This is a genomic window from Cryobacterium zongtaii (assembly GCF_002909375.1).
GTDB lineage: Bacteria > Actinomycetota > Actinomycetes > Actinomycetales > Microbacteriaceae > Cryobacterium > Cryobacterium zongtaii.
The window spans coordinates 51,565-64,181 of the sequence record NZ_PPXD01000017.1 but is presented as its reverse complement, the minus strand read 5'-3'; the positions used below and the strand labels follow the sequence as shown (position 1 = coordinate 64,181).

At 66.8% G+C, this 12,617-nt stretch carries 12 protein-coding genes; 10 read left to right on the top strand and 2 right to left on the bottom strand.

Annotated features, from left to right (window positions below):
* Nucleotides 1–9: 9 nt before the first annotated feature.
* The 10 genes from murC to dnaE all read left to right on the top strand — a co-directional run bounded on the left by murC (nucleotide 10) and on the right by dnaE (nucleotide 11,382).
* Nucleotides 10–1,422: a UDP-N-acetylmuramate--L-alanine ligase gene (gene murC / locus C3B61_RS11000; protein ID WP_103460617.1), complete on the top strand. Its 1,413-nt coding sequence runs from the start codon at nucleotides 10–12 to the stop codon at nucleotides 1,420–1,422.
* 355 nt (nucleotides 1,423–1,777) lie between these two features.
* Complete coding sequence (locus C3B61_RS10995; protein ID WP_241990297.1) at nucleotides 1,778–2,566, top strand: cell division protein FtsQ/DivIB; 789 nt, start codon at nucleotides 1,778–1,780, stop codon at nucleotides 2,564–2,566.
* A 138-nt stretch (nucleotides 2,567–2,704) separates the two neighbouring features.
* Complete coding sequence (gene ftsZ, locus C3B61_RS10990) at nucleotides 2,705–3,892, top strand: cell division protein FtsZ (RefSeq protein ID WP_103460615.1); 1,188 nt, start codon at nucleotides 2,705–2,707, stop codon at nucleotides 3,890–3,892.
* On the top strand, nucleotides 3,892–4,614 hold the full coding sequence (locus C3B61_RS10985) for a YggS family pyridoxal phosphate-dependent enzyme (RefSeq protein ID WP_103460614.1): 723 nt from the start codon (nucleotides 3,892–3,894) through the stop codon (nucleotides 4,612–4,614). The genes ftsZ and C3B61_RS10985 overlap by 1 nt, the downstream gene beginning before the upstream one ends.
* 19 nt (nucleotides 4,615–4,633) lie before the next feature.
* Nucleotides 4,634–5,128, top strand: a complete 495-nt coding sequence (locus tag C3B61_RS10980; RefSeq protein ID WP_088456065.1) for a cell division protein SepF — start codon at nucleotides 4,634–4,636, stop codon at nucleotides 5,126–5,128.
* Nucleotides 5,129–5,134: 6 nt separating this feature from the next.
* Nucleotides 5,135–5,431, top strand: a complete 297-nt coding sequence (locus C3B61_RS10975; RefSeq protein ID WP_103460613.1) for a YggT family protein — start codon at nucleotides 5,135–5,137, stop codon at nucleotides 5,429–5,431.
* 136 nt (nucleotides 5,432–5,567) lie between these two features.
* Nucleotides 5,568–6,248, top strand: a complete 681-nt coding sequence (locus C3B61_RS10970; RefSeq protein WP_088456067.1) for a DivIVA domain-containing protein — start codon at nucleotides 5,568–5,570, stop codon at nucleotides 6,246–6,248.
* Complete coding sequence (gene lspA, locus C3B61_RS10965; protein ID WP_241990298.1) at nucleotides 6,238–6,831, top strand: signal peptidase II; 594 nt, start codon at nucleotides 6,238–6,240, stop codon at nucleotides 6,829–6,831. Before C3B61_RS10970 ends, lspA begins: the two co-directional genes overlap by 11 nt.
* An 8-nt stretch (nucleotides 6,832–6,839) precedes the next feature.
* Nucleotides 6,840–7,760 carry an RluA family pseudouridine synthase gene (locus tag C3B61_RS10960; protein WP_103460612.1) on the top strand — a complete coding sequence of 307 codons (921 nt, stop codon included), beginning with the start codon at nucleotides 6,840–6,842 and terminating at the stop codon, nucleotides 7,758–7,760.
* A 154-nt stretch (nucleotides 7,761–7,914) separates the two neighbouring features.
* Nucleotides 7,915–11,382: a DNA polymerase III subunit alpha gene (dnaE, locus tag C3B61_RS10955; RefSeq protein ID WP_103460666.1), complete on the top strand. Its 3,468-nt coding sequence runs from the start codon at nucleotides 7,915–7,917 to the stop codon at nucleotides 11,380–11,382.
* Between the two features lie 40 nt (nucleotides 11,383–11,422).
* On the opposite strand, the gene C3B61_RS10950 is transcribed toward dnaE, so the two are convergent.
* Nucleotides 11,423–11,962, bottom strand: coding sequence for a hypothetical protein (locus C3B61_RS10950; protein ID WP_103460611.1), 540 nt, complete (start codon nucleotides 11,960–11,962; stop codon nucleotides 11,423–11,425).
* Nucleotides 11,959–12,585 (bottom strand): hypothetical protein, encoded by a 627-nt coding sequence (locus C3B61_RS10945; RefSeq protein ID WP_103460610.1) that lies wholly within the window; start codon nucleotides 12,583–12,585, stop codon nucleotides 11,959–11,961. Before C3B61_RS10945 ends, C3B61_RS10950 begins: the two co-directional genes overlap by 4 nt.
* Nucleotides 12,586–12,617 lie beyond the last annotated feature (32 nt).

Below are 12,617 nucleotides of genomic sequence, written 5' to 3'. Positions count from 1 at the left end.
GACCTTCACGTGATCAAGCCTGACCTGACCCTGATAGTTCCCGAAGACCTCGGCATTGTGCACTTCGTGGGCATCGGCGGCTCGGGAATGAGCGGCATCGCCCGACTGTTCCTGGCCGCGGGCCACACCGTGACCGGCTCAGACTCACGCGACTCCGACAATGTGCACGCGCTCCGCGAGCTGGGCGCGACCATCACCATCGGTCACGACGCCGCCAACGTCGGCGACGCGGACAGCCTCGTCGTCACCGGCGCACTCTGGCAGGACAACCCCGAGTACGTCCTCGCCACCGAACGCGGTCTCCCGGTGCTGCACAGGTCCCAGGCGCTGGCCTGGCTGATCCGCTCGCACCGGCTTGTCTCGGTCGCCGGCGCGCACGGCAAGACCACCTCGACGGGCATGATCGTCACCGGCCTGCTCGGCCTCGGCCAGGACCCCAGTTTCGTCAACGGCGGGGTGATCGAATCCCTCGGCGTCAGCGCCGGCAGCGGCGCCGACGACCTCTTCGTCGTGGAGGCCGACGAGTCCGACGGCTCGTTCCTGCTCTACAACACCGGCGTCGCGCTGATCACCAACGTCGACCCCGACCACCTCGACCACTACGGCTCGCTCGAGGCCTTCGAAGCGGCCTTCGTCGAATTCGCCCAGAACGCCGACGAATTCGTCGTGGTCTCATCGGACGACCCCGGCGCCGTGCACGTCACCGCCCGGCTCACCGACAAGCGCATCATCACCTTCGGCGAGGCCGAGGGCGCCACGGCGCGGGTGCACTCCATCGGCACCAGCGGACCGGTGAGTTTCACCGTGACCTGGGACGGCGTCGACTACTCCGCCACCCTGCGCATCCCCGGCCGGCACAACGCCATCAACGCGGCGGGCGCCTTCGCCGTACTCGTGGGGCTCGGCTTCGAGCCGGCCGCTTCCCTGGCGGCGATCTCGGCGTTCGGCGGCACCGAGCGCCGGTTCGAGCTGCACGGCACCGTGCGCGGTGTGAGCGTCTACGACGACTATGCCCACCACCCCACCGAGGTCGCCGCGGCGCTGTCCGCCGCACGCACGGTGGTCGGCGCCGGCCGGATCATCGCCGTGCACCAGCCGCACCTGTACAGCCGCACCCGGCTGTTCGCCCAGGAATTCGCCGACACACTGGAGAAATACGCCGACGAGACCATCGTGCTGGCGGTCTACGGCGCCCGGGAAGACCCCGAACCCGGCGTGACCGGTGCGCTGGTCTCCGAACGCTTCCAGGACCCGGCTCACGTCGCCTATATCCCCGAATGGCAGGATGCCGCCGACTACCTCGGCACCATCGCCAGAGACGGCGACTTCGTCGTGACACTCGGCTGTGGTGACGTGTACCGCATCGTTCCGCAGCTGCTCGAATCTCTCGCCGATGAGCCGGCGGCGGGTACGCGCGGATGAGTCACCGTCCAGGCGCTCGCGCATGAAGCGTCCCGCAGGCCCTGCGGCGCGACCAGCGGCACCTAAGCCCGCTGCAGCGAAACCAGCTGCGGCGACACCGCCGCGTGCCCCTGAGCCGCGACAGCAGCCTGCCCGCGGGCCTAAACGGCCTGCCGCCGGCCCCGGCGCCGCGCCCACCCGTGCCGAGCCTGAGGCGCTGACCGAGCCCATCGTCCTGCCGGCCAGCGCTGCGTCCGACACCCCAGCGACGGATACCCCACCGACACGGCGGCGCCCCGGCGGCTTCAGTCTGCCTAAACGAGGCGTTAAGGCCGCCGCCGCACGGGACGCTCCGGAGACGTCGACTCCACAATCGTTGGGACAGGAGCCCCCGCTGACCGCGCGAGCGGCCCGGGCCCGGCTGCGAGCGGCGCGGCGAGCCCGGAAGCAGTACGAGCGCAACGAGGTGCGTCGCTTCACCTCCCGCTCCCGCCACCGCCGCAATCTCTGGCTCGCCGCCGGCGGCACCGTGGTCGCCCTGGTGGCCTTCGTCCTGGTCGGCGTGTTCTCCCCGCTGATGGCGTTGCGCACCATCGAGATCACCGGAACCAACCGCATCCCGGCCGCCGACGTGGCGCAGGCGCTCGAGGGGCAGCTGGGTACCCCGCTGCCGCTCCTCGACCTCGCCGAGGTGAAGGGGCAACTGAGCGAATTCAGCCTCATCCGCAGCTACGTCACGGAGAGCCGGCCGCCGGATACCCTCGTGGTGCGCATCGTCGAACGGGAGCCCGTCGGCGCGATCACGTCCGCCGCCGGCTTCGACCTCGTCGACGCGGCCGGTGTGGTCATCCAGAGTGGACCGGACCGGCCGCAGGGCTACCCCCTCATCGACGCCGCTGGCGGTGCCAGCGGTGCCGGTTTCCAGGCCGCGGTCGCCGTGGTCGGAGCACTGCCGGAGGGCATCCGCGGCCAGTTGGACAGCGTGACAGCCGCCACCAAGGACGACGTGACGCTCACCCTGGGTGGGGGAGCGCGGGTCCTTTGGGGCAACGCTGAGCGCAGCGAGTACAAGGCGCTCGTTCTGGCGGCCCTACTTGTGAGCCACCCCGTCGGCAGCGTGACCGAATACGACGTGTCATCGCCGGACAGCGCCGTCGTTCGCTGAAACCGACCGGGTATTCGCGACACGCGGGCGCGCCTCCCCAAGCCATCAGCGGTGGCACCTAACTTCGAATTTAGAATTGCATACTCAGAATAACTTTAAGCCTCGAGTAGAGGTTTAGGGTTCCACCGGAGGCCGGACGTGTCAACTAATCAGAACTACCTAGCAGTCATCAAGGTTGTTGGAATTGGCGGCGGCGGCGTGAACGCCGTCAACCGCATGATCGAGCTCGGCCTCCGAGGGGTCGAATTCATCGCCATCAATACGGATGCCCAGGCACTCCTGATGAGCGATGCAGACGTCAAGCTCGACGTCGGCCGCGACCTCACCAGGGGTCTCGGCGCCGGAGCGGACCCCGAGGTCGGCCGTCGCGCCGCCGAGGACCACGCCGAGGAAATCGAAGAAGCGCTGGCCGGAGCCGACATGGTGTTCGTCACCGCCGGCGAAGGCGGCGGTACCGGTACCGGTGGCGCCCCCGTCGTCGCCCGGATCGCCAAGTCCATCGGCGCTCTGACCATCGGTGTCGTCACCAAGCCGTTCGGCTTCGAGGGCAAGCGTCGTCAGGCTCAGGCCGAGACCGGTGTCGCCTCGCTCAAGAACGAGGTCGACACCCTCATCGTCGTGCCGAACGACCGCCTGCTGGAAATCAGCGACCGCGGCATCAGCATGCTCGAGGCCTTCGCCACCGCTGACCAGGTGCTCCTCGCCGGTGTGCAGGGAATCACCGACCTGATCACCACACCCGGCCTGATCAACCTCGACTTCGCCGACGTCAAGTCGGTCATGCAGGGAGCCGGCTCCGCCCTCATGGGCATCGGTTCCTCGCGCGGAGCGGACCGGGCCATCAAGGCGGCGGAACTCGCCGTTGCCTCTCCTCTGCTCGAGGCGTCGATCGATGGCGCCCACGGCGTGCTGCTCTCCATCCAGGGTGGCTCGAACCTCGGCATCTTCGAGATCAACGACGCCGCCCGCCTGGTGCAGGAGGCCGTGCACCCCGAAGCCAACATCATCTTCGGTGCCGTCATTGACGACACCCTCGGTGACGAGGTGCGCGTCACCGTCATCGCCGCGGGTTTCGACGGCGGTGAGCCCGGTGCCAAGGTTGCCGAGGTCCGTCGTTCCGACCTGGTCGCCGCCGGTGTGGCAGCGGGAGTCTCCGGTGGCGCCGCCGGTGCCATCGCCGGTGCCTCTGCCGCAGCAGACAACGCCCCGGTCGCCGAGCCCAGCGGCTCGGTCTGGTCCAGCGACCCCGCTGCGAGCACTCCGGTCGCCGACCCGGCCTTCGAGGACGATTCAGACGACCTGGACATCCCCGATTTCCTGAAGTAATGAGCGAACCGGACCTCGCCCAAAGGCTGGCGAACGTGCGCGGCGGCATAGCCGACGCCGCACGGCTCGCCGGTCGCTCGGTGGACGACATCACCACGGTCGTGGTGACCAAGTTCCAACCGGTGTCCCTGATCCGTGAGCTCCTCGAGCTCGGGGTGCGGGACCTCGGCGAGAGCAGGCACCAGGAGGCCCAGGCCAAGGCGGCCGAACTGGCCGGAGCCGGCATCCGCTGGCACTTTGTCGGTCAGGTGCAGGGCAAGAAGGCCCGCCAGGTGCGGGCCTACTCGTCGGTGATCCACTCGGTGGACCGGGAGTCGCTCGTGACCGGCCTTGCCACCCCGGTGGCGGAGCACACCGGCGCCGTCGAGGCCGGTGCCGAGGTGGACTGCTTCGTGCAGGTCAACCTCACCGAGGACCCGGCCAGGGGCGGGGTGTCGATTCCGGACCTCGCACCGTTGGTGGAGCGGGTTCTGTCGGCCCCGGGCCTCAGGCTGCTTGGGCTCATGGCCGTCGCGCCGCTCGGCGCGGAACCGAAGCGCTCCTTCGCCCTGGTCAGCGAGCTGGGCGCCCAGATGCGCGGCATCGCTCCCGACGCCAGGTACCTGTCGATGGGAATGTCCCAGGACTACGCGGCCGCCATCGCCGAAGGCGCGACACACCTGCGAATTGGCACCGCAATCACCGGGAATCGCCCGGCAGCGGTTAATCTGAAAACGTCGTAATACCAACACGGAGGTCGAGATGTCCAACCCGCTCAAGAAAACCATGGTCTACCTGGGTCTGGCAGACGAAGAGCTGGAATATGAGGCGCCGGCAGCGGCTCCCGTCTCCACTCTCCCCACCCAGTCAGCCCATGTCGCGTCGTCCCACGCTGCTCCGGCGAACGCCGGCCGCGCACCGGTCACGCCGTTGCACAAGACCTCCACCCCCAAGAATGTTGTCGTGTCCGAAATGAACGAGATCCTTACCGTCCACCCGCGCCAGTACCGCGACGCGCAGGTGATCGCCGAGTCCTTCCGTGATGGAATCCCGGTCATCATCAACCTCTCCCAGATGAGCGATGCCGATGCGCGCCGTCTCATCGACTTCGCCAGCGGCCTGTCTCAGGGTCTCTACGGCAAGATCGAGCGCGTAACGGCCAAGGTCTTCCTGCTGTCGCCGTCGCACGTCGTCATCTCCGGCGACAACGCCGTCGAGGAGGGGGACGCCGATTCCTCCTTCTTCGCCCAGTCATAACCCGACGTGTCCGTAGTCAACCTGATCCTGGGGATCGCCTACTACTTCCTGCTGCTGTACTTCTTCGTCATGTGGGGCCGATTCATCGTCGACCTCGTCCGGGGAATCAACAGGTCGTGGCGGCCGCACGGGTTCGTCCTGGTTCTCATTGAGCTGGTCTACACACTCACCGACCCGCCGATCAATTTCTTCCGTCGGATCTTCCCGCCGCTCCGCGTCGGCCCGATCGCGTTCGACTTTGGCTGGAGCCTGACCATGCTGTGCTGCATCATCGGCATGTGGATTACGGCGATTCGGTTCTGACACGCAGCCTCACCAGGGCCTCGGCATGTATTCTTGATCGATGACGGCCAACCGGCCCGGTACAACACCGAGTGCCAGTTGGTCGTAAGCACGTGTTCGCACAACTGTTCGCAATTAAGTTTTGAGGTGGAAAGCCATGGCGCTAACTCCGGAAGATGTAGTCAACAAGAGGTTTCAGTCGACCAAGTTCCGCGAGGGATATGACCAGGACGAGGTTGACGACTTCCTCGACGAGGTCGTTGTCGAGCTGCGACGCCTGACCCAGGAGAACGAGGACCTCAAGGCCCGTCTCTCCGGCGGCGAGGTCGCACCTGCTGCTCCGGTCAGTGCCGCTGCGGCCAAGACCGCTGAGCCCGTCAACACTCCTGAGCCCGTCGCAGAGCCCGTCGCTGCCGTCGTGCCCGAGCCCGTCGCTGCAGCACCCGTCGCCCCGGCGCCGGTTGCCGAGCCGATCGACGAGACCGCCGGCACGACGAACCTGTTGCAGCTGGCCCGCCGCCTGCACGAGGAGCACGTCAAGGAAGGCGCCGAGAAGCGTGACGCCCTGATCGCTGAGGGCCACGCCACGGCTGCCCGCGTGATCGCGGAGTCCGAAGCCAAGCAGCGCGCCCAGATCAACGTCCTCGACAAGGAGCGTGCCGTCCTCGAGAACAAGATCGAGGAACTGCGCACCTTCGAGCGCGAGTACCGCCAGAAGCTGAAGAGCTACATCGAGGGTCAGCTGCGCGACCTCGACTCCACGTCGCCCGTCGGCGCGGGTGCGGGCAAGGACTCGGGCAACTCGCCGAAGGCGAGCTTCCAGGGCTTTGGCGCGTAACAACCCGTCGAAGATCAGTTACCGCGCACTTATCGTCCTGGCCCTCGTGGCCGTGGGTGGGTATGCGTTCGATCAGATCAGCAAGGCCCTCGTCGTCAGCTTGATGACCGAGGGTCAGACCGCCCGGGTTCTGGGTGATGTGCTTCAACTGCACTTCATCCGGAACCCCGGCGCGGCCTTCTCCTTCGCCACCGGCCTCACCTGGGTGTTCTCACTCATTGCGGCCGGTGTCGTCGTGTTTGTCGTGTGGTTCGCCCCACGCATCCGCTCGAGCCTGTGGGCGATCGTTTTCGGTCTCCTGCTCGGCGGTGTGCTCGGCAACCTGACCGACCGACTGTTCCGGGAGCCGTCTTTCGGCCTCGGGCACGTCGTAGATTTCCTTTACACCCCGTGGATGATGCCGGCCATCTACAACATCGCGGACTGCTGCATCGTGGTGAGCATGGCGCTCTTCATGCTGCTCACCCTGCGTGGCATCGGCCTCGACGGCCGTCGCACGCCGACATCCGACCCGGATGCCGCCCAACCGGCCGCCAGCACCGTGCCCGCCGGCAGCGCCGCGCCCCTCACTCCCTCCAACTGAACGGCATCATGGAAAACCGAGCCCTTCCCCTGCCCGATGGTTTGGACGGTGTACGCGTTGACGCGGGCATCGCCAAGCTGTTCGGCTTCTCCCGCAGCTTCGCGGCCGAAGTCGCCGAGTCCGACGGGGTCACCCAGGACGGCGTCGTGGTCGGCAAGTCGGACAAGCTGCGTGCCGGGGCCTGGCTCGACGTGAGCTGGGCGCCCAAGCAGGACCTCGTCATCGTGCCCATCGCGGTACCCGATCTCACGATCGTGCACGACGACGACGACATCGTCGTCGTCAACAAGCCATCCGGCGTCGCGGCCCACCCCAGCGTGGGCTGGACCGGCCCGACGGTGCTCGGCGCCCTCGCCGCCGCCGGCTACCGCATCGCCACCTCCGGTGCGTCCGAACGGGCCGGCATCGTGCACCGTCTCGACGTCGGGACCAGCGGCCTCATGGTCGTCGCGAAGTCCGAGCACGCGTACACGCACCTCAAACGGGCCTTCCACGACCGGGAGGTCGACAAGATCTACCACGCCGTCGTGCAGGGCCACCCAGACCCGTCCAGCGGCACCATCGACGCGCCGATCGGGCGCCACCCGCGCTCCGACTGGAAGTTCGCTGTGATCGCCGGAGGCAAGGACTCCGTCACTCACTACGAGACCCTGGAAGCCTTCCCCTCCGCGTCCCTGCTCGAGGTACATCTGGAGACCGGTCGAACCCACCAGATCCGGGTGCACATGGCCGCCCAGCGGCATCCGTGTGTCGGCGACGCCATGTACGGGGCCGACGCGAAGATCTCGGCCAGGCTCGGCCTCACCCGGCAGTGGCTGGTCGCCAAGCAGCTCTCCTTCGATCACCCGACCAGCGGCGAATGGGTCACCTTCAACGCCGAGTACCCGGACGACCTGGCCAACGCTCTGCGCTTACTGCGCGGCGATTAGGCTGCGTTGATCAGGGCAGGGGCGTCCTCCGGCGCTTAGGCTGGAAGACCAGCACCCCCCACTTCGTCATCAGATAAACCCCAGAGCAGCTGGAGCAGTCGTGTCGCCGCAGAATGATTCGTTCGTCCACCTTCACGTGCACAGCGAGTACTCCATGCTCGACGGCGCCGCGCGGGTCAAGCCGTTGATCGCGGCGGCCGCTGAACAGAAGATGCCGGCCATCGCCGTCACCGACCACGGCAACGTGTTCGGCGCGTTCGATTTCTGGAAGACCGCCACGGATGCCGGGATCAAGCCGATCATCGGCACCGAGGCTTACATCACGCCGGGCACCGACCGTCGCGACAAGACCCGGGTGCGCTGGGGCACCAACGCCCAAAACCGCGACGACGTCGGCGGTAGCGGTGCGTACACCCACATGACCCTGCTCTCGGAGAACACCGAGGGAATGCACAACCTGTTCAGGCTCTCGTCCCTCGCGTCGCTGGAGGGCTACTACTTCAAGCCGCGAATGGACCGCGAACTGCTCAGCACCTATTCCAAGGGTCTGATCGGTACGACCGGATGCGTGGGTGGCGAGGTGCAGACCCGCCTCCGGCTCGGCCAGTACGACGAGGCCAGGCAGGCCGCGGGGGAGCTGCGGGACATCTTCGGGAAGGACAACTTCTTCTGCGAGATCATGGACCACGGCATCGACATCGAGCGCCGCACCATGACGGACCTGCTCAAGTTGGCCAAGGAACTCGATCTGCCGCTGGTGGCCACCAACGACCTGCACTACACCCACGCGCACGACGCGACAGCGCACGCGGCGCTGCTCTGCGTGCAGTCGGCATCCACCCTGGACGACCCCAACCGGTTCAAGTTCGACTCCAACGAGTTCTACCTCAAGACCGCCGCCGAGATGCGGCACCTGTTCCGGGACAACCCGGAGGCGTGCGACAACACTCTGCTCATCGCCGAGCGGTGCGAGGTCAAGTTCAACACCTCGGCCAACTACATGCCCCGGTTCCCCACCCCTGAGGGCGAGAACGAGGAAAGCTGGTTCATCAAGGAGACCGAACTCGGCCTCCTGCGTCGCTATCCGAACGGCATCACGGCAGCGGTGCGCAAGCAGGCCGACTACGAGGTCGGCGTCATCACCCAGATGGGCTTCCCCGGCTACTTCCTGGTCGTCGCCGACTTCATCAACTGGTCCAAGGAGAACGGCATCAGAGTCGGTCCAGGTCGTGGCTCCGGCGCCGGCTCGATGGTCGCGTACGCCATGGGCATCACCGACCTCGACCCGCTGGTGCACGGCCTGATCTTCGAGCGCTTCCTCAACCCCGACCGCGTCTCCATGCCCGACTTCGACGTCGACTTCGACGACCGTCGCCGCGGCGAGGTCATCCACTACGTCACCGAGAAGTACGGCTCCGAGCGCGTCGCGCAGATCGTCACCTACGGCACCATCAAGGCCAAGCAGGCGCTGAAGGACTCCAGCCGGGTTTTGGGCTTCCCGTTCGGCATGGGCGACAAGCTCACCAAGGCCATGCCGCAGCCCATCATGGGCAAGGACATGCCGCTCACCGGCATGTTCGACAAGGACCACCCCCGCTACCGCGAGGCCGGCGACTTCCGCGCCGTCATCGAGACAGATGCTGAAGCGCGCACGGTCTTCGACACCGCGCTCGGTATCGAGAACCTCAAGCGCCAGTGGGGTGTGCACGCCGCCGGCGTGATCATGTCGTCCGACCCGCTCATCGACATCATCCCGATCATGCGCCGCGAGGCCGACGGCCAGATCGTCACGCAGTTCGACTACCCGGCCTGCGAGAGCCTGGGCCTGATCAAGATGGACTTCCTGGGGCTCCGCAACCTCACCATCATCGACGACACCCTCGACAACATCGAAGCGAACCGTGGCCACCGCCCGGTGCTCGAAGACCTCGACCTCGACGACGTGCTCGCCTACGAACTGCTCGCCCGCGGCGACACCCTCGGGGTGTTCCAGCTGGACGGCGGCCCGATGCGCGCGCTCCTGCGCAGCATGAAGCCCGACAACTTCGAAGACATCTCCGCCGTCATCGCGCTCTACCGGCCCGGCCCCATGGGCGCGAACTCGCACACCAACTACGCGCTGCGGAAGACCGGTCAGCAGGAGATCATCCCGATCCACAAAGAGCTCGAGGAGCCCCTCAAAGACATCATCGGCGGCACCTACGGCCTCATCGTCTATCAGGAGCAGGTGATGTCGATCGCGCAGAAGCTGGCCGGCTTCACCCTGGGTCAGGCCGACCTGCTGCGACGCGCGATGGGCAAGAAGAAGAAGTCCGAGCTGGACAAGCAGTTCGAGGGTTTCTCCGGCGGAATGATAGCCAACGGCTACTCAATGGAAGCCATTACCACCGTATGGAACATCCTTCTACCGTTCTCTGACTACGCCTTCAACAAAGCCCACTCCGCGGCCTACGGAGTGCTGTCCTACTGGACCGCATACCTTAAGGCGCACTATCCGGCCGAGTACATGGCCGCCCTGCTGACCAGCGTCGGCGATGCCCGCGACAAGCTCGCGCTGTACCTCAACGAGTGCCGCCGGATGGGCATCCAGGTGCTGCCGCCGGATGTCAACGAGTCGATCGGCTTCTTCGCCGCCGTCGGCACCGACATCCGCTTCGGCCTGGGCGCCGTGCGTAACGTCGGTTTCAACGTGGTGGAAGCCATCCGGGCCGCCCGCACTGAGAAGGGCGACTTCGAGTCGTTCCACGATTTCCTCCGCAAGGTCCCGCTGCAGGTCACCAACAAGCGCACCGTCGAGTCCCTGATCAAGTCCGGCGCCTTCGACTCCCTCGGCGCCACCCGCCGCGCCATGTTCGAGATTCACGAGGGAGCCGTCGACTCCGCCGTCAAGATCAAACGTGACGAGTCGCACGGCATGGTCGGCTTCGACTTCGACAGCCTCTTCGACGACCCTCAGGAGACCGACCAGGTGCCGGACCGGCCGGAGTGGAGCAAGAAGGAGAAGCTCGCACTGGAGCGCGACATGCTCGGCCTCTACGTCTCCGACCACCCTCTGGCCGGCCTCGAGATTCCGCTGGCCAAGCACGCCAGCACCACGATCACCGATCTGATCAGTTCCGAGCACACCCAGGATGCCGATACCGTCACCGTGGCCGGCCTCATCACCAATGTGCAGCATCGCATCGCCAAGAAGTCGGGCAACCAGTACGGCATCATCTCGGTCGAGGACTTCGGCGGCGAGATCGACGTCATGTTCATGGGCAAGGCGTACCAAGAGTTCTCCCTTGACCTCGTCAGCGACTCCGTCGTGGTGGTGCGCGGCCGGGTGAGTATGCGCGATGACGGAATGAACCTGCACGCGTACAGCATCTTTGCGCCCGAGCTCGGTCAGGCGTCCGATCACGGCACCCTGTCGATCACTCTGTTCGAGGCGCGAGCCACCACCGATACCGTCACCCAGCTCGGCGAGGTGCTCAAGAGACACGGCGGTACCTCAGAGGTGCGCCTGAAGTTGATCAAGGGTGACACCGCCCGCGTCTTCGAGCTGCCGAGCCGGGTCACCGTGACCGCCGACCTCTTCGGCGAACTCAAGAGCCTCCTGGGCCCGTACTGCCTGACTTGACCCTCTGCCCGCTCCAGATGAATTCGGGCGGAGGCCCCGGTCAGAACGGTGGGTTCCCGGGTGCCGGCGGTGTCGGCTGCCGGGTCGGCCTCGGCCGGGGCATCAGGTGACTATCGTCGCCGGGCCGCTTCCGGGTCTTGGGCCCGGCGACCGGTGGCCGGGGTCGGGGTGGTCCCATCGGGTTGGCCGGATCGGCGCGGTAGCTGCGTGTGCCGGGTGAGGTCCAGTGCAGGATCCCGTCGGGTTCCTGCGTGACTCGCCACTGGCTGCGGTGTTTGAGTCGCGCGACCTCCGGCGAGATCGGCCCGTACCCTTCGAGGGTGCCGGGTTCCTCGTCCAAGCCCAGCAGGGTCAGCACGGGCACCGTGACCATGACCGTGCCGCCGCTGCTGGCGCCATCCGTCTGGTCGGCCGGGGTCGGGTCGCCGAGGTGCGTGAGTTGCACGGCCATGCCGTTGATCCGGTCGAAGGCGGCCTTGGTGCCGTGCGCGGTGCCGTACCAGTGCAACCACGCCATCCCGTCCGAGGCGGCCTCCCAGTACGCACGCCGGTCGGCGAGGGCGTTCTTGTGCCGGGTCACGATCGATTCCGGGTGCAGCTTCTCCCGCAACCGGCGGGCCTTGTCGATGACCCGGACACCGGCAGCCGTTTCGCCTCCGGTAACACCCGTTCCTCAAACGCCGCCTGGCCCCCATCCGGCAGGGTGAGCAGCTGCCCGAGCAGGGTCGTGGCATGCCGGTAGCTGATCTCCCCTCTCGAGAACGCCGCGAACGTCGCCGGTGCGTAGGAGCTGAGGAACCGGGCCTCGTTTAGTTGCCGGTCGATGGTGCGCTCGGCCACCCGGGTCAGACACGCGGTCTCACTCACGATCGTGCGCCGGGCGACCTCCCGGTCGTCCCACCGGTTGTACGCGGCCGCACGGGCCGGGTCCTCGGTCAGGCTGGCCGCATTGTCGTCGGCGAGGCGAATGTTCGCCGGGTTGCCGTGCAACCGCGAGGCGACCCGGGGTTGTTCGCTCCAGTCCTGCAGGTCCAGCAGGTGCTCGATCCGGCGGGCCTGGGCCCGGGCGATGACGCGGTCATCGGCCGCGATCCGTTCGGTGTGCCGGACCAGATCGGCCTGGACACGGTCGTCCAGGGTGGGCTCCGGAGAATAGTCGTCACCGTCCGGAGTGGGCGGTAGTCCCTCGTCAGCGATACTCATACTGAGATCGTCTCACCTACCCCCGACACTCA